The sequence below is a fragment of the Glutamicibacter sp. GQ173 genome (assembly GCF_059759215.1).
On sequence record NZ_JCAXDT010000001.1, the window covers coordinates 84,473 to 104,368 of the forward strand.

Below are 19,896 nucleotides of genomic sequence, written 5' to 3' on the forward strand. Positions count from 1 at the left end.
ATGCCTGCGTATCGAGGTTTCGGGGACGAACATTTCCCACCTCGTTGTGGTACTGCATCGCAGGTCCGCTCCAGGGGTTGAGGGCCCATCTCGATGCCAACATCACACGTTACGCAATTTTTGTTTCTCCAGTGCGACCGTTTGTGTTTCAGAAATGTTAAAAACAGGGTCCGCGCACTGCTGCTTCAGCATGGCCCCGTGAGGTCAAAACCCTGAAAAACGGTTTTGTCTACCTGTTTCTGAGGCTTTTTCATGTTTCAGGAATGTTGCGGAGACTTATCGTGGGCCGCGAGAAATTATTTCCGATTTTTTCGACAGGTTTCGCCATACTTGGCCGGTCGCGCGTCATGTAAGCGGCATTGGGCCGCTGGCGAGGGTGGTAAGACAGCTGCGGCCGACAAGTTGGCATACTTGTCGGCCGATCAGCACTTGTCCGGAGCCAGGGTCGAAAACCTGGCACCTTCGCTATTCGATATTTTTTTCCTGCGGCCCTTCGCCTGCGGCTTCGGCCGATGCGTCGGTTCCGGCCGGGTTTGCGCCCTCGGCCGCCGCTTCCGGCTTGCGCCCTGGCAGGAAGAACGGATCGGCATCCTGGCTGCGGGTGCGCTTCAGGACCAGGAACAAGGCGATGGCTCCGGCGATCACCAGCGCGATGGCCAGCCACTGGTGCACCCTAAGGCCCAGCGGCCCGATGGTGATGATTTCCGCCGGGTCCAGGCGCAGGGACTCGGTGAAGGTGCGGCCGATGCCGTACCAGATCATGTAGCAGCAGAACATCGCTCCGCGGCGCAGCTTGAACTTGCGGTCCAGCCCGATCAGCACCAGCGCGCCGAGCACGTTCCACAGCGACTCGTAGAGAAAGGTCGGGTGGAAGAGCGTATCGGCAGGCAGGCCCACCGGGAAATTGTAGCTGTTCGGGTCGATTTCCAGGCCCCAGGGCAGGGTGGTCGGTGCGCCGAAGAGCTCCTGGTTGAACCAGTTGCCCCATCGTCCGATGGCCTGGGCCAGCAGCAGCCCCGGAACAGCCGCGTCGGCAAATGCCGAGAGCCGGATGCCCGCCTTGCGGCAGCCGATCCAGGCACCAAGGGCACCGAGGGATACCGCGCCCATGATACCCAGCCCGCCCAGCCACAGCTGGGGTATTTCAGCCCAGTGCGCCTGCTGCCCGCCCAGCCCGAAGTAGTACATCGGGTCGGTGATCAGCACGTGGTAGAGCCGGCCACCGACTATGCCAAAGGGGATCGCCCAAATCGCGATGTCCCAGAGCATGTCGGAATTGCCGCCGCGGGCCTGCATCCGCTTATTGGTCAGCCACAGCGCCAGCAGGATGCCGGCCAGGATGCACAGCGCGTAGGCATGGATGGTCAGCGGCCCGATGCTGAATTTGGACAGCTCCGATGGCGGGGAGGGAATGGAGGCTGGCAGGGCCAGGGCCAGCTGGGCGCTGATGCCCATCAGGCTCGTCCGCTCAGTTCTGCCGCGAGGCGGCCAACCGCTGGCACTCCCCCGTCGCGCAAGGCGGCCACCAGGGCGGTACCGACAATCACGCCGTCAGCGTAGGCACCGATTTCTTCCACGTGCTCGCGGCGCGAGACGCCAAGGCCCACGCAGGCGTTGGCTGCGCCGGCCCGGTGCGCGGCGGCAACTACGGCTTCGGCGGCCGAGGAGACTTCGCTGCGCGCGCCGGTGACGCCCATCAGCGATACGCAGTAGATGAATCCGCTGGAGGCATCCACGGTGCGCTGCACGCGCTCTTCGGTGGAGGACGGGGCGATCAAAAAGACGCGCTCCAGATCGTGCTTGGTGCTCGCCTCGATCCACTCGTCGGCTTCGTCGGGCACCAGATCCGGGGTGATCAGGCCGGCGCCGCCAGCTTCGGCGAAGCGGCGGGAGAACTCGTCCACGCCCAGGCGGAGCACCGGATTCCAGTAGGTCATGACCATCACGGCCACGTCGGTGCGTTCGGTGATGCCGCGCACGATATCGAAAATCTGCTGCACCTTGAAGCCGTTGGCCAGCGACTGGACCGTGGCTTCCTGGATGACCTGTCCATCCATGACCGGGTCGGAATAGGGGATGCCGATTTCAATGATGTCCACGCCGTTTTCGGCCAGCGCCACGGCGGCTTCAATGCTCGTCGGGACATCCGGGAAACCAGCTGGCAGGTAGCCGATCAATGCGGGGCGGCCCTCGGCACGGGCGGCAGCGATCTTTTCAGCACTAGTCACGCGGGTCATCTACTTCTCCTCGGAGTTCTGCGAGTTGGCCGCGTTGATTTCGGCTTCGGCATCTTTTTCGTCGATCATGTTGAACCAGGCGGCGGCGGTGCCCACGTCCTTGTCCCCGCGGCCCGAGAGGTTCGCGATGATGATGGTCTCCTGCGGCACGACGCCCTCGGCGACCTTGCGCTGGGCCAGGCGGATGGTGCCGGCCAGGGCGTGCGCGGACTCGATCGCCGGCAGGATGCCCTCGGTGCGGCACAGCGCCTTGAACGCATCCATGGCCTCGGTGTCGGTGACCGGTTCGTAGCTGACGCGGCCGATGTCGGCCAGGTAGGCGTGCTCCGGGCCGACGCCCGGGTAGTCCAGCCCGGCGGAAATGGAGTGCGACTCGATGGTCTGGCCGTCGTCGTCCTGCATCAGGTAGGACTTCGCGCCGTGCAGCACGCCCGGGCGGCCCAGGGTGATGGTGGCGGCGTGGCGGTCGGTGTCCACGCCGTCGCCGCCGGCTTCGAAGCCGTAGATCTCGACCTCTGGGTCATCGAGGAAACCGTGGAAGATGCCGATCGCGTTCGATCCGCCGCCGATGCAGGCGGTGACCGCATCGGGCAGGCGCCCGGCCTGGGCCAGGATCTGCTCGCGGGCCTCGTCGCCGATCACCTCGTGGAAGTAGCGCACCATGGCCGGGAAAGGAGCGCCGCCGGCGGCGGTACCCAGCAGGTAGTGGGTGTTCTCCACGTTCGCCACCCAGTCGCGCAGGGCTTCGTTGATGGCGTCCTTCAGCGTCTGGGAGCCGACGGTCACCGGGATGACGGTGGCACCGAGCAGGCGCATCCGGGCCACGTTCAGCGCCTGGCGGCGGGTATCCTCGGCACCCATGTAGACCACGCATTCCAGGCCCATCAGGGCCGCGGCGGTGGCCGAGGCCACACCGTGCTGGCCGGCACCGGTTTCAGCGATGATGCGGGTCTTGCCCATGCGCTTGGCCAGCAATGCCTGGCCGAGCACGTTGTTGATCTTGTGGCTGCCGGTGTGGTTCAAGTCTTCGCGCTTGAGGAAGATCCGCACCCCGCCGCAGTACTGCTGCGAGAAGCGCTTGGCCTCGGTGAGCAGCGAGGGGCGTCCCGAATAGTTCTTGTTCAGGTCCTTGATCTGGGCGACGAACTCGGGGTCCTTCTTGGCCGCTTCGAAGGTCTCATTCAGCTCGTCCATGGCGGCCATGAGGGACTCGGGCATCCATCGTCCGCCGTAGGCGCCAAAATAGGGGCCACTGGCGTGCCTTAGCGACTGTGCATCGATCGACTGGCCGTGCGCGGAATTCTCCGGGGTGCTCATCGATTCCCTCTTTTCTCAAACGAAGCTTGATTCATGGTATGTCTCGTGCCCCGCCGGAAGCTCCTGCGGGACACGTGAAAGTTTGTTCCTGGTTCCTTGGCTCCGCCGCGGCTAGCGCTGCGGTTTGGCTTCGGTTCCAGCGGTGATGAATTCGGCGACGGTGGCTCGCGGATTCGCGTGCTTCACCAGGGCCTCGCCCACCAGGATGGCATCGGCACCGGCAGCACCATATTGGGCGACTTGCTCGGTGGATTCAACACCGGATTCGGCGATGATCACCGCTTCTGATGGGATCAGCGGGGCAAGCTTGCCGAAGGTCGCAGGATCGACGTCGAGCGTCTTCAAATTGCGCACGTTGACCCCGATGATTTTCGCTCCGGCCTTCAGCGCACGCTGGATTTCTTCCTCGGTGTGCGTCTCGACCAGGGCGTTCATTCCCAGCTGATGCGTTAATTCTAGGAAAGATTTCAGCAATTGGTCATCCAGCGCCGCAACAATGAGCAATACGAGGTCCGCGCCGTGGGCACGTGCCTCGTAAATCTGGTACTCATCGACCGTGAAGTCCTTGCGGAGCACCGGAATCTGCACCGCCGCGCGCACAGCATCCAGATCAGCCAGCGAACCGCCAAATCGGCGGGCTTCGGTGAGCACCGAAATCACCGAGGCGCCTCCGGCCTCGTATTCGGCGGCCAGAACGGCAGGCTCGGCAATCTCCGCCAGCGCGCCCTTGGACGGGGACTTGCGCTTGACCTCCGAGATCACCCGCAGTGTGTGATCCCGGGTGCCCTGCTGGTCGCGGCCGCCCAAGGCCGCGAACGCGTCGCGGGCCGGGGCAGCTTCAGCGGCAACGGCCTTGATGGCCTCTAGGCTGGTGGTTGCGCGACGGGCGCCCAGGTCTTCCCGGACGCCCGCGATGATGTCATCAAGAACAGTCAATTTAGTGCGCTGCTCCACTGCGTGCGCCACCGACGCCAAAGCCGGCGGCCTTCAGGATGGCGCCAACGATCAGGCCAAGAACGACAATGCCGCAGCCGACCCAGACGATGGACCAAGCCAGGTTCGCGAAAGCGATGCCGCCGACGATGAAACCTACGGTCATGATCAGCACGCAGCTCCAGGCTGCGATGGAGTTACCGTGGCCAATCTCTTCGGCGTATACCGGATCGATCTCGGTGTTCTGCGACATTTCTCGCGTTCTCCTTATGTTTGTTGATGCGCCGCGGCCCAGGATGCAGGCCGGTGTCGCTGGTCTTCAGAAACCATTCTGCCATCTGTGCCCGGTCACATCCTATTTGCCCGGGCTTTCGTTTCAAATCGGTGGCGCGAATCACCACCGGTCTTGCTATTTGGCTTCGGAGGTAGGATCCTCGCCGGCCGAAAGCTGCTCCCAGTTCGCGATGCTCCGCGAGGAGGCGTCCTTGGGCACGCTGGCGCTCTTGGCTGCCTGGCGGTCGTACTTGCTGGCTTTGGTTGGCCAGTGGCGCGCGAAGGCAAAAGTCAGCACCGCCTGTAGAGCCATCAGGACGCCCGCCGCAATGGCGATCACCGGCCACGCGGTCACCGAGTAGTCGCCCGCATTTTGGGCCAGGCCGGTCGCCTCGGCCACGGCGGTGGCCGCCACGGCCTGCGGATCGCCCAGCGCGCCGGCTCCCGCGGCAATTGCCGACACGCCGGCCAGCAGGCTCAGCGCCGCGATGATATAGCGGGCGATCTTTCCGGCAATCAGCAGGGCCAGCGACGCGGCGAGCACAACCACGCACACGGCGGTGACCGATGCGGCAGCGCTCGCGCCGTCGATCACGATCTGCGGGATCTGCACCGAGCTGGCGGCGACGTCCACGGTGATCCAGGTTCGGGTTGCGGACCAGAATCCCAGCAGGGCGCCGAGCACGCCAACCATGGCCAGGTAGCGGGCACTGGTCAATTTCTTCACTTGCGTTCACCTAGTTCGGTGTTGATGGTATGGGCTGCGTGCATGGATTGCGCGGCCCAAACGGCGCGCAATGGCGCGGCCGCCTTGTTCACGGTTTCCAATGCCTCGTCGGCGAACTTGGAATCGTTCACGATGCCGCCGCCGGCCTGCACATAGGCGCGTCCGCCCTTGAGCAGCGCGGAGCGGATGGCGATCGCCATATCCATATCGCCGGCAAAGTCGAGGTAGCCCACGACTCCGCCGTAGATGCCACGGCGGTAAGGCTCATATTCGTCGAGCAGCTGCAGGGCGCGCGGCTTCGGCGCACCGGAGAGCGTGCCAGCCGGGAAGGTCGCGGCCAAAACGTCGTAGGCGTCAACATCGTCGCGGGTCTTGCCCACGACATTGGATACCAGGTGCATGATGTGGCTGAAGCGCTCGACTTCCATGAACTGGGTGACCTCCACGGTGCCGGCTTGGCAGACCCGGGACAGGTCATTGCGTGACAGGTCGACCAGCATCAGGTGCTCGGCCCGTTCCTTCTCGTCATTCACCAGCGACTTCTCGAAGAGCTGGTCATCCTCGTAGTTCGCGCCACGCGGACGGGAACCGGCGATCGGGTGGGTGACAACATGCGAGTCGTTGACCGTCACCAGCGCTTCGGGCGAGGAACCGACGATCTCAAAGGCCTCGCCATCTTCGTTTACGAAGTTGAACAGGTACATGTACGGGCTCGGGTTGGTGGCACGCAGCACCCGGTAGACATCCAGCGCGTCGGCCTGGGTCTCCAATTCGAAGCGCCGGGAGACCACGATCTGGAACACCTCGCCGTCCACGATCGCGGTCTTGGACTTGGCCAGCGCCTCAAGGTACTCGTTTTCCGCCCATGAGTGGGTGACTTCGTCCATGAGCTTTTCGCGCGGAACGTCGGTTCCGGAGAGCACCGAGGCGGTGGCTTCCACCGGCTGGGCCAATTGGTCGAGCATCGCTTGCAAGCGCGCCACTGCGTCGTCGTAGGCTTCATCGACATTCTCGTCGCTGCCGTTGAAGTTAATGGCGTTGGCGATCAGCGTCACCGTGCCCTCAACCGAATCATGGGCAGCCATATCGGCAACCAGGTTCATGCTCAGCTCTGGCAAGTTCAGGTCATCCAACGGCGGGTTTGGCAGCTTTTCCCAGTGGCGCACGCATTCCCAGCCGACGAACCCGACCATGCCGCCGGTCAGCGGAGGCATGCCCGGCACCGGCTCGGTCTTCAAAGTGCGCACGGTATCGCGCAGCACCTCAACGCCGATGCCGCCATCGGGAAGGCCTTCGGGCGCGTGCCCCTGCCAGTAGGCTTCTCCCCCGCGGGTGCTCAAGGTGGCCGGCGAATTCACGCCGACAAACGAGTAGCGGCTCCATACCCCGCCCGGGGCTGCCGATTCCATCAAGAAGGTGCCGGGGCGGCCTTGGGCCAAGGTCCGGTAGAGCCCGATGGGCGTCAGCGAGTCGGCGAGGACCGTGATCGTTACCGGGATGACGCGACGATCGGCCGCCAAGGTGGCGAAGTGCTCGCGCGATGGGGAAATCTTGCCGAGAGTTTTCATCAGTGTTCTTCTTCTACGTGTTGATCCCGCGCGGTCAATCCCGTGCAGGAAGCATCAAATTCCGGCCTGTCCATCCAGGCGGCCAGAAATTTGGAAAGTGCTATTCGGGGCGATTGCCGATTGCAGCTGGCAGCTGGCGATCGGTAAAGCAGGTCTCGGTCCCGGTGTGGCATGCTGCCCCCACCTGGTCCACCTGCACCAGCAATGCGTCGCCATCGCAGTCCAAAGCGACTGACTTGACGAACTGGAAGTGGCCAGAGGTATCGCCTTTGCGCCAATATTCCTGCCGGGAGCGCGAGTAGAAGGTCACCCGTCCCGTGGTCAAGGTGCGGTGCAGCGCCTCGTCGTCCATCCAGCCGAGCATGAGCACCTTGCCCGTGTCGTATTGCTGCGCGATCGCGGCGACCAGCCCATTGCCATCACGCTTGAGCCGATCGGCAATGGCTGGATCCAGGCCTGGGGTTTCGGGGCTCAAATTCGAGCCGTCGTTAGAAGTAGACATCCCCTTTAGCATACTGGTTTTAGCCCGGTTTCATTGACCTGTGACGTACTGCTCGCCAAAGCTCCCCAGGACATGGGCGACACTGTCCGCGCATTGCCGTAATCAGTGCGCGCGCCGTGCTACTTTCAGAAGTGATGCACTTAGTTCAGGCTTCCAGACTCGCGTTGGCCGAGACCTTGCTTGCCGCAGGTCCTACCGCTGACACTCTTTGCGACGGGTGGCAAACCCGTCATCTTGCCGCGCACCTTGTTGTGCGCGAGCGATCGATCCTTGCCGCGGGCGTGGTTTTCAAACCCCTGTCCAAGAAGCTCGAGGCTAAGGTCAATGAGCTCGCCAACGCGGCGCAGTCCCCTGAACGCTATGCCTCGCTCATCCGCACTTTCCGCTCGGGTCCGGCAAAGTACTCGCCGTTTGTCATCGACAAGTTCGATCAGGCAGCAAACCTCTCCGAGTACTTCATCCACACCGAAGATGTCCGGCGTGCCCGTGCACAGTGGGCACCGCGCGTTTTGGACAAGGAATATACTGAGCTTCTTTGGCAGTCCCTGACTCGCATGTCGCGTGTCCTCTTCCGCAAGGCTCCCGTCGGAATCATCTTGACCCGCCCGGACGGCCAGCGGCACGTAGCGAAAAAGGCACCAAACGCCGTGTCGATCACTGGTCCGGTCACTGAATTGATGCTCTACGGCTTCGGGCGCATCGATCAGAGCCTCGTGCTTTTTGAAGGCGGAGAGACTGCCCTGGAAATCGTCAAGGGCTTCAAGCCCGGGTTCTAATCAGTTCGTTACTGCGTTTTCGACAAACTGCAATTCGCCCGTCGTGATTGACAGAACTATGAAGTCCCAAGCTTCGGCCGATCCAAGTTACGGTGCGACCAACCCGACATAAATCATCTAGATAGTGCCACGCGACAATGTCAGGTTGCTTCTCCACATCTTCCGGCGAACCCCTACTCATCAAAAGTTCTAAAGCATAGTATGTGATTCACCAAAGATCATCAGAGCTGCGGGGCGATATCGAAATGGGCATCAGAAAATTATTATTCGTAGCCGTCGGAGCGGCCGTCATCCTTACCGGATGTAACAGCAATACGACCGGCGGTTCTCCGCCACAGGGCGAAACGCAAGCTCCTTCAAGTTCCGAGACCCTGACAGATAGTGATCCAGGAACTACGACTAGTGCATCTCCGGCGTACCTTAAAGGCTCATCCAAGGGTCCCGCGAAAAATGTTCCATTACCTAAAATGCCAAACGATGCCAAGAAATTTTCTCAAGAAGGTGCATCAAGCTTTGTTGAATATTACTTTGATCTGTTAAATTACACCATCGAGTCAAATGATGCGAAAGACATCAAACAACTTTCGTCTAAAGAATGCCGGCTTTGTAATAAGTCAATCATTGATGAGGCAGAAGACGCGAAAAATTCCGGTGAATGGCAGGTCGGAGGGAAACACCATCTAACCGTTCTCGATTCATACATATCAGGAAAAAATGTTGCGATTGTGACCGTGGAATATACAGCAGACACAGCGATAATTTACTCCGAACCGGGGGATGTTGAAGAAGAACTAGAAAAATTAGAGCCCAATCGTCTCGCTTTCGATCTCGAATACGATAAAGGTTGGCGTGTCTATAAGATAATCGGGGCCGATTGATGCGCGTGCCGAAAAGGTTTCTCGTCCCTTCAATTTCAGTCCTGCTTTTCATTACACCGACCTATGATGCCCTTATCAACTCAGCAGTCGTAGTCGGAGACCCCGCAGAAGTTCGCATCACTAAGGAAGATGTTGAAGAAACAGACGAAGAAGAAAGAACTCTGATTCTATCCAAGCTTCCAAAACAGAATTTGCCGGAAGAACAAAAGAATAAACGGCGTAACATAGAAAAGTTTAAAATTCGAGATTACGATGCTTGCATTCCAGGGCGTGAGAACGTTAATTCCTGTGATAGCAATCCAGATCAAGAGAAATGTGATGACGGCACCTACCCAATAGATCGACAAATCTTGGATGCAAAGGGACACGTCATATACCAATTTAGATACTGCCCTGGTGAATCATCAGAAGTTAGAGTGCCCCGAGAAAACCTACTTGAGAAAGTCCCTATAACTATCACGATTCAAAAGTTCAGATCTTTCCCAATCAAGGGGTCCACGATTCAGAGTGCGCCGAACAAGTTTTCTTTGCGCAACGGGCACACGCACTTCTGGGCCAGCGAGGATACCCAGGAATTCAGATCCAATTTGTCTGGGTCCGACGTGCGCATCAAGGCTATACCGATCCAATGGAATTGGAACTACGGAGACGGGGCCACGAGAAATTTGAGTTTCCCCGGCGAGGCTATGCCGTCGCATACTTTGCACGACGAGACCCCGACCAGTCACTCTTACTCAGAGACAGGCAAATTCGGTGTCAAGGTGACGACCTTGTACCGAGGCGAATTCAGCGTTGATGAAGGACCATGGCAAGCAATTCCCGGACAAGCAGCAGTTCCGAGCAATACCCTACCAATCGACGTCTGGCGAACTGAGAAGGAACTCATCGCGAATGACTGAATTCAAAATGGCCCGACACCGAAGTGTCGAGCCATTTCCGTTGAAGAACTAGCGAACCGGATAACCGGCGTCGCGGATCGCCTGCTTCACCTGGGCGATCATGTCCTTGGGTCCAAAGTGGAAAATGGAAGCCGCAAGAACGGCGTCCGCGCCAGCTGCAATCGCTGGAGGAAAGTCTTCTGGCTTCCCCGCACCACCGGAGGCGATCAACGGTACCGATACGGCAGCGCGAACCGCACGTATCATCTCCAGATCGAACCCGTCCTTGGTGCCATCGGCGTCAATCGAGTTGAGCAGGATTTCACCTACACCACGCTCAGCGGCTTCCTTGGCCCAGGCAACGGCGCACATGCCGGTTCCGGTCCGGCCGCCGTGAGTGGTGACTTCGTAGCCTGACGCGATCGACGGATCAGCGGTGCGACGAGCGTCAACCGAGAGCACTAGTACCTGGGAACCGAAGCGCTCGGTGATTTCGTTGATTACCTCTGGCCGGGTGACCGCAGCGGTATTGATCGACGCCTTGTCAGCACCGTTGCGCAGCAAACGATCAACGTCTTCTGCGGCTCGCACTCCCCCGCCAACGGTCAGCGGGATGAAAACTTCCTCTGCGGTTTGCCGAACAACCTCGTAGGTCGTTTCGCGGTCGGAGCTTGATGCGGTGACGTCCAGGAAGGTCAACTCGTCGGCACCGGCTTCGTTATAGCGGCGAGCCAGTTCCACCGGGTCGCCGGCATCGCGAAGGCCCTCAAAGTTGATGCCCTTGACGACACGGCCAGCATCAACATCGAGACAAGGAATAACACGAATAGCAACGCTCATCGAAGGTAGATTCCTTGTCTACTAGATACGGCAGGCGTGGATTTGGCTGACCAGAATGGCTCGCGCACCCACGTCGTAAAGTTCGTCCATGATGTTGTTGGTTTGCGACTTCTTCACCATCGCGCGGACAGCAACCCAATCCGAGTTGGCAAGATCCGAAACAGTTGGCGACTCCAGGCCTGGAGTCAAGGCGCAAGCCTCTTCGGCTTGTTCGCGACGCACATCGTAGTCGAGCATGACGTACTGTCGGGCGACCAAAACGCCGTTGAGGCGGCGGATCAACACATCGAGGCCGGCTGGCTTGTGGTCAACACGGCCAATCAATACGGCTTCGGATTGCAACAGCGGATCACCGAAGATCTCCATGCCGGCGGCCTTGATGGTGTTGCCGGTTTCCACGACATCCGCGATGGCATCCGCTACACCTAGTCGAACGGAGGATTCGATGGCGCCATCAAGACGGACGATCGAAGCTTCGATGCCGGCCTTCTGGAGGTAGTGGCGCAGCAGGATGTCGTAGCTGGTTGCAATGCGCTTGCCGTTGAGCTGCTTGGCGTCGTTGAACGCGCCGATCGGGGCAGCGAAGCGGAAGGCGGATTTGCCGATGCCCAGGGACAGCTGCTCTTCAACGTCATCGTCCACGTCGGCGTCGAGGTAGAGGTCGCGACCGGTGATTCCCACGTCGAGGATGCCTCGGCCTACATAGACGGCGATGTCGCGCGGGCGCAGATAGAAGAATTCAACCTGGTTCTCTTCGTCGACCAGGACCAGTTCGCGCGAATCGCGGCGCTGGAGGTAGCCGGCTTCCTTGAACATGGTGGAAGCAATTTCAGACAGGGCACCCTTGTTGGGTAGGGCTACGCGGAGCATTGTTGACTCATTTCGTCAGTGTGGCGCTGCGGCGTTCAGCCATAAACAAGCGCCAAGGATTATTTTCTTTGGCCGTTGTTACTGCCGTGCGATGCCTGCGCTCGGATCGTGCGTGATCCGAGCGCAGTGTCGCGACGGCTATAGATGCTTGTAAACGTCGGCCAAGGTCATGCCCTTGGCGATCATGAGAACCTGAAGGTGGTAAAGCAGCTGGGAGATTTCCTCTGCTGCGGCCTCGTCGGATTCGTACTCCGCAGCCATCCAAACCTCGGCGGCTTCCTCGACAACTTTTTTACCGATGCCATGGACACCAGAGTCGAGTTCGGTGACGGTACGAGAGCCTTCCGGGCGTTGCTGTGCCTTGAGCGACAATTCGCTGAAGAGCTCGTCAAAAGTTTTCACGGAATCAATCCTAGCGTTTTTCTTGGCAGCACCTGCATTCAGGTGGCCCTTTGTGACGGGTCGCCTGATGGGCTAGGCCAAGGCAGCAACGGTCATGACCGCCGCAGAATAGGCCTCATAGCCCTTGTCTTCGCTGGAGTTTTCCAAGCCAGCGCGGTCAAGGCCCTGCTCCTCGTTATCGCACGTGAGCACGCCGAACCCGATAGGGGTTTTGGTGTCTACACTCACACTGGTTAAGCCGTTGGTGGCCGCCAAGCAGACGTAGTCGAAGTGCGGGGTTCCACCGCGAATGACCACGCCCAAGGCGATGATCGCGTCGTAGTCGCTGGCCAGATTGGCTGCGGCTACCGGCAGTTCAAAGGTGCCCGGCACCCGGATAAGGGTGGTGTTCGCCTCCAGGCCAGCGTCCTTGGCGGCGCGTTGCGCGCCATCAATCAGGCCGGTCATGATGACCTCATGCCAGCTGGCTGCAACGATCGCAACCTTGAGTCCGTTGAACTTGCCGGTGCCGGCCAGTGATTCCAGCTGATCGGCAACATCCGTTGGCGCTCCGTGCTTGCTCATGCATTTGCTCCCTGTGTAGTGGTGGTTCTAGGCGCCGTGGTAGGCGTCGGCTTCGGAATCGGACAGCTGCTCGTCCGGAAGATCGAGGTGGTGGCCGAAGCGCGCCTGCTTGGTGTGCAGGTAGGCGGAGTTTTGCTCGCGCGGTGCAATGCGCAGTCCTACCAGTTCGTCAACCGTGATCCCCGCGTTGGTCAGCTGCTCCTGCTTATCCGGGTTGTTGCTCAGCAGGCGGATAGTGTCCAGCCCCATTGCCTTGAGGATCGCAGCCACCGCGAAATACTCCCGTGCGTCGGCCGGGAAGCCCAAGTGCAAGTTGGCGTCCAGGGTATCCATCCCGGATTCTTGCAGCGCGTAGGCGCGCAGCTTGTTGGCCAGCCCTATGCCGCGGCCTTCATGGCCGCGAATATAGATGACATGCCCGCCTTCGGCCGCGATCTGCTCCATCGACGCGTGCAATTGCTCGCCGCAGTCGCAACGGTAGGAACCGAAGATATCGCCGGTCAGGCACTCCGAGTGGATGCGCACCAGATTGCTCGGGGCGCTTCCGCCGGGGCCTTCGTGGCTGAGCACCATGTGCTCGTTGCCTTCGGCAGTGGCGGCCCGGGCGGTGAAGTCGCCAAAAGCGGTCGGCAATTTGATCGGATCCGTCAGCTCGATCTCGTCGTTGACGCGGCGCCAGCGGGCCAGATCGTCGATGGAGATCAACGGCAGATCATGTTCGGCGGCGAAAACCCGCAAATCGTCCAGGCGCATCATCTCGCCGTCGTCCTTGGTGATCTCGCCGATCACGCCGGCCGGCTCCAGGCCGGCAGCGCGGCACAGGTCCACCGCGGCCTCGGTGTGCCCCCGTCGCTGCAGCACTCCCCCCGCGGCGGCGCGCAGCGGGAAGATGTGCCCGGGGCGCGAAAGCTGGGCGGGCACTGTGGCAGGGTCGGCCAGCAGGCGGGTCGTCAGCGCGCGGTCAGCGGCGGAAATACCGGTGGTGATGCCTTCGGCGGCATCGCAGGTGATGGTAAAGGCCGTGCCCTTGGCATCCTGGTTGATGCCGACCATTGGGCTAAGCCCCAGCGCGTCGGCCCGCGCCGCCTCGAGCGGAACGCAGATGACCCCGGAGGTGTAGCGGATGGTGAAGGCCATCAGCGCACTGGTGGCATGCTGGGCGGCGAAAATGATATCGCCTTCGTTTTCGCGATCCTCGTCATCTACGACAACGACCGCGCGGCCCGCGGCCAGCGCGGCCAGCGCAACCGGGATCGGATCAAGCGTTGAGGAGCCCATTACCGCGCACCACCGAATTCATTCAGGCGGGCGACGTACTTGGCCAGCACGTCCACCTCGATATTGATCTTGTCTCCCACCTGGCGGGTGCCCATGGTGGTTTCGGCCAGGGTGATCGGGATGATGCCCACTTCTACCCAGTGCGAGCCGGTGGCGCTGGCCGGCGAGACACCGGTGATGGTCAGCGAGATGCCGTCCAGCGCAATGGAGCCCTTTTCTGCGGCCAGCGGCGCGTACTGGTCGTCGAGCGAAATGCGGAAGGTGGTCCATTGACCGTGATCGACCCGTTCGAGCACTTCGCCCACCGTATCCACATGGCCTTGCACGACGTGGCCGTCGAGCCGGGCGCCGGCTTGGGTGCAGCGCTCCAGGTTCACGCGATCGCCGGCGGCCAGCGATCCGGTGGTGGTCCGCCGCAGGGTTTCGCCCATGACGTCCACGCTGAGCTTCTCCCCCTGCAGCTCGGTGGCGGTCAGGCAGACGCCGTTCACGGCCAGCGATCCGCCCAGGCCCAGGTTCTCGGTGTGCCCTGGCGCGCTGAGGGTCAGTACGGCCAGGTCCTGATCGGGAACGGTTTCGATCCCCTCGATGATTCCCTGGCCGGTAACGATTCCGGTAAACATGGTTTCTCCTCGATAAATTCTTGGTGGGTTCGCGCTAGGCGCTGGGCAGTGGTTCAAGATGCAGCATGATGTCATCGCCGAGCCGGGCCAGCGATTCGTTGCTGGAGGAGTCCAGCCGATAGCGATGGGCCTGGCCCAGGGTCGTGGTGGGCAGATTGACCGAAGAGCTGCCGGCGCCAATCAGCAACGGGGCTTGATAGCAGTACAGCTCGTCGGCCAGGTCGGCTTCGATGAACGCCGAGGCCACCGTGGCCCCGCCTTCGATCAGCAGGTGGCCCAGCCCCAATTCGTTCGCACGGCTGATCACCGCGTGCACGTCGTGGGTGTTGATTTGCTCCCAGCCATCGCCTTCTGCCAGCGCCAGGGACTCGGGCAGTTCGCGCTGCCCCATCACCAGCCGGTAGGGCTGTTTGCCGTGCAGCTGGCCATCGCGGGTGCGGGCGCTGAGCCGGGGGTTGTCAATCACCGCGGTGTTGGTGCCGATCAGGATCCCGTCCACGCGGGCCCGCAGTCCATGGGCATGGTTGCGGGATTCCGATGAGGTGATCCACTGGCTGGTGCCATCCGGGGCGTTAATTCGCGCATCCAAGGACTGCGCCAGCTTCACCGTGATGAACGGGCGGTTCTGCTCCTTGGACAGGAACCAGCGATGGTTCAGGGCCCGGGCTGCGGCATCATCGGCAAACTGGGTCGCAGGGATTCCGCGGCTTCGCAGGTACTCCGCGCCCCCGCTGGCGGCGGTCCGGTCGCTCACCGCATAGTGCACCTGACCGATTCCAGCATCAGCGATCGCCTTGGCGCACGGACCGGTGCGGCCGGTGTGGTTGCACGGTTCAAGCGTGACGACCATGGTCAGCTTGCCGGCGGTGGCCGGACCCAATTTTCCCAGCCGGCGCAAGGCGTCGACCTCGGCATGCGGGTGGCCGGCACCAAGGTGGTATCCGGTGGCGATCAAGTTCCCGTCGTCATCCAAAATGCAGGCGCCGACCAGCGGATTCGCCCCGCGATGCCCTCGTCCGGCGGTTTCCAGCGCGGTGCCCAGCGCCGCGTCCAATTGTTGGCTTGTCACCATTGTTCGCTCACCTCCTAGCGCTGCTGCGAGATCGTGGGGTCGGGCAGTTCGATTTCGATCTGGGGTTTCGCGTCGCGTTTGGACTTGGCCCAGACGAAGAATCCGACCAGCGTGAAGGCGCCATAGAACAGGTACATGAACGCGCTGGCGTAGTAGCCGGCGGAGAAGAGCAGCGGGACGCCGACCGCGTCAACGGCCACCCAGATCAGCCAGAACTCCACCCATCCCTTGGCCATGCCATAGGTGGCCAGCAGGGAGCCGACGAAGGTCCAGGCATCGGCCCAGACCGGCTCATAGGATCCGAGCACGCGGAACAGCGGGGTGAGTGCCACGGTGCCCAGCAGCAGAACAGCGGCCAGCGCCAGGCGGGTTTTGTTCGAGGCCCACTGCGGGGTGACCGCATGACCGGTCCCGTTTTTCGCCTGCTTCCAGCGGTACCAGCCAAAGACCGATACGGCGATGAACATGATTTGGCGGCCGGCCTGGCCCCAGAGATTCGCGGTGTATCCGGTATCAAAGAGGCTGCCGAGGAATACCGTGAGCAGCAGGAGATTGCCGATGATGCCCAGCGGCCAGGCCCAGACCTTGCGGCGCATGCCGCCGACGGCACTGGCGAGGCCGAAAATATTGCCAACTACTTCGCGCACCAAAAGTGCCGACGAGCCGATCGCAATTTGCGAGTTGAAAGCTTCAATGAGCCACCGCAGGAAATCCATCATTTCACCCTTCTCGAAGCGGCGGCTCCGGGGGTGTGCATTTGATGGGCCTGTGGCTCCGCTCTAGAAGATAGCCCTGTTCAGGGCCATCGGCGGTGCCAATAGGCAAATCAAATTCGTGCTTCTCCCATCCAGACTTTAACTGTCGGTACCGGAATTTCACCAGTTCAACCGCATCCTCGGCTTGTGGCCTTGGCTGCGGGTCGCGGACTATCACCGCCGGTTCGGACTTTCACCGACCCCGGAGCACGTATTCGTGTTTACTACAAATTATTCTGGCACACTTTGGCCGGGTTTAATGACCGCCGAGTGCAAGATTGCGTAATACATCAACCTCGACAGATGGATCCGGAGCCGAGTACACTGCCGATCCGGCCACAAACACATCGGCACCGGCTTCAGCTGCGCGCAGAATGGTGTCGCGCGAGATGCCGCCGTCGACCTGCAGCGCGATCGGCTTGCCACTGCCTTCGATGGCCGCTCGGGCGCGCTGGATCTTGGGCAGCACCAGATCCAGGAACTTCTGGCCGCCGAAGCCGGGCTCGACGGTCATCAGCAACACCATGTCCAGTTCGCCGAGCATATCCAGGTAGGGTTCGATCGGGGTCGCTGGGCGCAATGCCATGGCGGCCTTGGCGCCGGCCGAACGCAGTTCGCGGGCCAAGCGGATCGGAGCAGCCGAGGCCTCTACGTGGAAAGTCACCGAGTCCACGCCAAGCTGCGCATACTCAGGAGCCCAGCGATCGGCATTTTCAATCATGAGGTGCACGTCGATGGGGAGCTTGCTGGCTTTCTGCAAGGCCTCAACCACGGGCAGCCCGAGCGTCAGGTTCGGGACAAAGTGGTTGTCCATGACGTCCACATGCACGCCATCGGCGGTGTGGATCCGCTCCAGCTCGCTGGCGAGGTTGGCAAAGTCGGCGGACAGGATCGAAGGATGGATCCGTGCATTGCGCATAGGTGCTCCTTGGAAGATACGTGCTTGACTAGGCTTTTTTGGTCAGGATCGCCATGAACATGGCATCGGTGCCATGCACATGCGGCCATAGCTGTGCGGTGCTGCCCTCGCCCAGAACGTGGCCCGCAGCTGGCGTTTGCGGGTAGACCACATTAGACACGGCGGCACCGGTGTCCAGCAACGCGGCGTTCTCGTGCCGCTTCAGGAAGTCCTCGACGACCAGGCGGGTTTCGGCCTGGTGCGGTGAACAGGTCACGAAGCCGACCACCCCGCCCACGCGCACCGCATTAAAGGCCGCGTCCAGCAATTCCCCCTGCAGTGCCGTGAGTTCCGGGATGTCACGCGGGGCCTTGCGCCAGCGCGACTCCGGACGGCGGCGCAGCGCGCCCAGGCCCGAGCAGGGAGCATCGACCATGATGCGATCGTAGTCCCCCGCGTAGTCTTCGCCACCGAATTTTCGGCCGTCTTCCTCGGTGAGCATCCAGTAATCGTGCGGGACCGCGTCCAGGGAATTGGCGACCAGGCGCGCACGGTGGGCGGTTGGCTCGTTGGCGGTGAGCCTTGCATCGCGTTGTACCGCGATAGCACCGAGCAGCGCCGCTTTGCCGCCGGGACCGGCACAGAGGTCCAGCCAGTAGCGGTCCTCGCCGGCGTCGGGCAGCGCGATGCTGGCCAAGGCGCGGGCCATGACCTGGCTGCCGGCGTCCTGGACCCGCACCGTGCCTTCCTTGACACCAGGAACACGGGCGACATCGCCATGCTTGTAGGTGGCTGAATCGGCCACAAGAGTGCCTGGCTCGGCCCCTGCTTCCAGCGCCCCGGTGAGATCGCCCAGACCGGGGAGGGCGACAAGGTTTACCAGTGGCGCCAGGTTGTCGGCTTGAAGCAGCGCTTCAATTTCCGCGCCATCGCGGCCATGGGCGATCAACGCGCCACGCAAGGCGCGAACAATCCAGTCCGGGTGCGAATGCTCGATCGAGAGGCGCTCGGATTCCGAGCTGGCTGCTTCAGCCAGCTGAGCGATCCACTGTTCGGCTTCTTGTGCGGAAACTCGGCGCAGCACCGCATTGATCAAGCCGGAGGGGCCCGCGCCGATCTGGGCACGAGCCAGGGAGACCGTCTCGTCCAGGGCCGCATGCTTCGGTACGCGCATGGCCAGCAGCTGGTGGGCGCCCAAGCGCAGGGCATCCAAAATGGCCGGGTCAAGCTCGGCCAGCGGACGATCGACCAAGGTGCTCAAGATCGCGTCGTAAAAGCCCTGGCCGCGCAGTGCCCCGTAGGCCAGTTCGGTCGCAAAACCGGCGTCGCGCCGATCGAGCTGGAACTCACGGATCATCTTGGGCAGCACCAGGTTCGCGTAGGCATCCGAAGCGGATACTTCGCGCAGAACCTTGAAGGCGACCAGTCGCGCCGGGTCCGCTTGGCGCTTGCGCTGCCCGGGAGCCGATTGCGAATATTTGCGCGGGCCGGATTGGCCGCGATTGCGGGTTCGTCCCTGCGCATCGCGTCGTGGCTCATTGTCGCGGTATCCACCGCGTGGTTCCTGCCCGCTCATGCGAAGCTCACTTTCGTTCCCTGGGTGAGCACGCCACGTGCCCAGTCGGAGGCCTTCATCATTTTTTTGCCCGGAGGCTGGATTTCTGTGGGTTCAAGCGCCCAGGTTGCGGTGCCGATCAGCACCTTGGGCTGCTTGCCCGGTTCGATGCGCACTTCCCCAGGTTCCAGATCGCTGGCCTCGCGGCACTCGCGCAGCGGGCCGAACTTGAAGCGCTGGTCCTCGACCTTCACCCAGGCCCCAGGGAACGGAGTGGTTCCATGGGCGCGACGCCTGATTTCCGTCGCAGGACGGGTGAAGTCCAATTCCGCATCGGCATCGGTAATCTTCGGGGCGTAGGTATGCGAACCGGACTGCGGGATGCCAACTGCCCGCCCGGCATCCAGTGCCTGCAGCGTTTGGACTAGCAGCGTTGAACCTGAATGGCTCAGGCGCTCCAACATGATTCCAGCAGTGTCCAGCTCGCCGATCTTCTCGGTAACCTGCCCGAAAACCGGTCCGGTGTCCAGCCCGGTTTCCAGCTGGAAGGTCACCGCGCCGGTGATGTCATCCCCGTGGATGATCGACTGCTGGACCGGAGCGGCACCACGCCAGGCCGGCAGCAACGAGAAATGCAGGTTGATCCACCCGTGGGCGGGTACCTGCAATGCAGCTTCTGGAACCAGTCCGCCGTAGGCGACGATCGCCGCGGCTTCGAGGTTCAGCGCCTGGAGTTCCGCAGTGGTTTCGGCGGTGATTTTCGCTGCCTTGATAATGGGCAGGCCCAGCTCTTCGGCCCGGGCAGCGACGGGAGAGGGCGTGAGCACGCGCTTGCGTCCCAGCGGCGCATCGGGGCGCGTGAGCACCGCCGCGATCTCAAAACCTGCTTCATGCAGATAGTCCAGGGAGGTTACGGCAACTTGGGGCGTGCCGGCAAAGAGGATCCTCAT

22 protein-coding genes and 1 riboswitch are annotated in these 19,896 nt (G+C 61.7%); of the genes, 3 read left to right on the plus strand and 19 right to left on the minus strand.

Annotation, left to right across the window (positions count from 1 at the left end):
* Positions 1-465: 465 nt before the first annotated feature.
* From lgt to hisI, 8 genes are all read right to left on the minus strand, one after another.
* Positions 466-1,455, minus strand: coding sequence for a prolipoprotein diacylglyceryl transferase (gene lgt, locus AC6CHO_RS00355; protein WP_498213109.1), 990 nt, complete (start codon positions 1,453-1,455; stop codon positions 466-468).
* Positions 1,455-2,237, minus strand: a complete 783-nt coding sequence (trpA, locus tag AC6CHO_RS00360; protein ID WP_498213111.1) for a tryptophan synthase subunit alpha — start codon at positions 2,235-2,237, stop codon at positions 1,455-1,457. Before trpA ends, lgt begins: the two co-directional genes overlap by 1 nt.
* Positions 2,238-3,554 carry a tryptophan synthase subunit beta gene (trpB, locus tag AC6CHO_RS00365; RefSeq protein ID WP_171919220.1) on the minus strand — a complete coding sequence of 439 codons (1,317 nt, stop codon included), beginning with the start codon at positions 3,552-3,554 and terminating at the stop codon, positions 2,238-2,240.
* A 111-nt stretch (positions 3,555-3,665) separates the two neighbouring features.
* Positions 3,666-4,490, minus strand: a complete 825-nt coding sequence (gene trpC / locus AC6CHO_RS00370; RefSeq protein ID WP_444663234.1) for an indole-3-glycerol phosphate synthase TrpC — start codon at positions 4,488-4,490, stop codon at positions 3,666-3,668.
* Between the two features lies 1 nt (position 4,491).
* Complete coding sequence (locus tag AC6CHO_RS00375) at positions 4,492-4,740, minus strand: HGxxPAAW family protein (RefSeq protein ID WP_498213112.1); 249 nt, start codon at positions 4,738-4,740, stop codon at positions 4,492-4,494.
* Positions 4,741-4,896: 156 nt separating this feature from the next.
* Entirely contained in the window at positions 4,897-5,487 is a 591-nt protein-coding gene (locus AC6CHO_RS00380; protein ID WP_171919222.1) for a Trp biosynthesis-associated membrane protein, read from the minus strand.
* Positions 5,484-7,055, minus strand: a complete 1,572-nt coding sequence (locus AC6CHO_RS00385) for an anthranilate synthase component I (protein WP_498213113.1) — start codon at positions 7,053-7,055, stop codon at positions 5,484-5,486. Before AC6CHO_RS00385 ends, AC6CHO_RS00380 begins: the two co-directional genes overlap by 4 nt.
* A 100-nt stretch (positions 7,056-7,155) precedes the next feature.
* On the minus strand, positions 7,156-7,557 hold the full coding sequence (gene hisI / locus AC6CHO_RS00390) for a phosphoribosyl-AMP cyclohydrolase (RefSeq protein ID WP_060701889.1): 402 nt from the start codon (positions 7,555-7,557) through the stop codon (positions 7,156-7,158).
* A 134-nt stretch (positions 7,558-7,691) separates the two neighbouring features.
* On the opposite strand from hisI, the gene AC6CHO_RS00395 reads away from it, so the two are divergent.
* From AC6CHO_RS00395 to AC6CHO_RS00405, 3 genes are all read left to right on the plus strand, one after another.
* Entirely contained in the window at positions 7,692-8,333 is a 642-nt protein-coding gene (locus AC6CHO_RS00395; protein WP_075972476.1) for a TIGR03085 family metal-binding protein, read from the plus strand.
* Positions 8,334-8,536: 203 nt separating this feature from the next.
* A complete protein-coding gene (locus AC6CHO_RS00400; RefSeq protein WP_498213115.1) occupies positions 8,537-9,211 on the plus strand; it encodes a DUF6318 family protein in 675 nt (224 codons plus the stop codon).
* Complete coding sequence (locus AC6CHO_RS00405) at positions 9,208-10,110, plus strand: hypothetical protein (RefSeq protein WP_498213116.1); 903 nt, start codon at positions 9,208-9,210, stop codon at positions 10,108-10,110. The genes AC6CHO_RS00400 and AC6CHO_RS00405 overlap by 4 nt, the downstream gene beginning before the upstream one ends.
* Before the next feature lie 48 nt (positions 10,111-10,158).
* Here the strand turns inward: AC6CHO_RS00405 and hisF are convergent, their stop codons facing one another.
* The 11 genes from hisF to fmt all read right to left on the minus strand — a co-directional run bounded on the left by hisF (position 10,159) and on the right by fmt (position 19,896).
* On the minus strand, positions 10,159-10,929 hold the full coding sequence (gene hisF / locus AC6CHO_RS00410; RefSeq protein ID WP_498213117.1) for an imidazole glycerol phosphate synthase subunit HisF: 771 nt from the start codon (positions 10,927-10,929) through the stop codon (positions 10,159-10,161).
* A gap of 21 nt (positions 10,930-10,950) precedes the next feature.
* Positions 10,951-11,799 (minus strand): ATP phosphoribosyltransferase, encoded by an 849-nt coding sequence (hisG, locus tag AC6CHO_RS00415; RefSeq protein ID WP_498213118.1) that lies wholly within the window; start codon positions 11,797-11,799, stop codon positions 10,951-10,953.
* A 138-nt stretch (positions 11,800-11,937) separates the two neighbouring features.
* Complete coding sequence (locus tag AC6CHO_RS00420; RefSeq protein ID WP_058254586.1) at positions 11,938-12,201, minus strand: phosphoribosyl-ATP diphosphatase; 264 nt, start codon at positions 12,199-12,201, stop codon at positions 11,938-11,940.
* 72 nt (positions 12,202-12,273) lie between these two features.
* Positions 12,274-12,765 (minus strand): 6,7-dimethyl-8-ribityllumazine synthase, encoded by a 492-nt coding sequence (gene ribH, locus AC6CHO_RS00425; protein WP_444663217.1) that lies wholly within the window; start codon positions 12,763-12,765, stop codon positions 12,274-12,276.
* A gap of 27 nt (positions 12,766-12,792) precedes the next feature.
* Positions 12,793-14,043, minus strand: coding sequence for a 3,4-dihydroxy-2-butanone-4-phosphate synthase (gene ribB, locus AC6CHO_RS00430; protein WP_498213119.1), 1,251 nt, complete (start codon positions 14,041-14,043; stop codon positions 12,793-12,795).
* On the minus strand, positions 14,043-14,666 hold the full coding sequence (locus AC6CHO_RS00435) for a riboflavin synthase (RefSeq protein ID WP_444663214.1): 624 nt from the start codon (positions 14,664-14,666) through the stop codon (positions 14,043-14,045). Before AC6CHO_RS00435 ends, ribB begins: the two co-directional genes overlap by 1 nt.
* A gap of 34 nt (positions 14,667-14,700) precedes the next feature.
* Positions 14,701-15,738 (minus strand): bifunctional diaminohydroxyphosphoribosylaminopyrimidine deaminase/5-amino-6-(5-phosphoribosylamino)uracil reductase RibD, encoded by a 1,038-nt coding sequence (gene ribD / locus AC6CHO_RS00440; RefSeq protein WP_498213120.1) that lies wholly within the window; start codon positions 15,736-15,738, stop codon positions 14,701-14,703.
* A gap of 14 nt (positions 15,739-15,752) precedes the next feature.
* Positions 15,753-16,454, minus strand: coding sequence for a nicotinamide riboside transporter PnuC (pnuC, locus tag AC6CHO_RS00445; RefSeq protein ID WP_060701898.1), 702 nt, complete (start codon positions 16,452-16,454; stop codon positions 15,753-15,755).
* A 115-nt stretch (positions 16,455-16,569) separates the two neighbouring features.
* A riboswitch (FMN riboswitch) is annotated at positions 16,570-16,707 on the minus strand.
* Positions 16,708-16,749: 42 nt separating this feature from the next.
* Positions 16,750-17,412, minus strand: a complete 663-nt coding sequence (gene rpe, locus AC6CHO_RS00450; RefSeq protein ID WP_444663210.1) for a ribulose-phosphate 3-epimerase — start codon at positions 17,410-17,412, stop codon at positions 16,750-16,752.
* A 28-nt stretch (positions 17,413-17,440) separates the two neighbouring features.
* Positions 17,441-18,967 carry an RsmB/NOP family class I SAM-dependent RNA methyltransferase gene (locus tag AC6CHO_RS00455; protein ID WP_498213121.1) on the minus strand — a complete coding sequence of 509 codons (1,527 nt, stop codon included), beginning with the start codon at positions 18,965-18,967 and terminating at the stop codon, positions 17,441-17,443.
* On the minus strand, positions 18,964-19,896 hold the full coding sequence (gene fmt, locus AC6CHO_RS00460; protein ID WP_498213122.1) for a methionyl-tRNA formyltransferase: 933 nt from the start codon (positions 19,894-19,896) through the stop codon (positions 18,964-18,966). Before fmt ends, AC6CHO_RS00455 begins: the two co-directional genes overlap by 4 nt.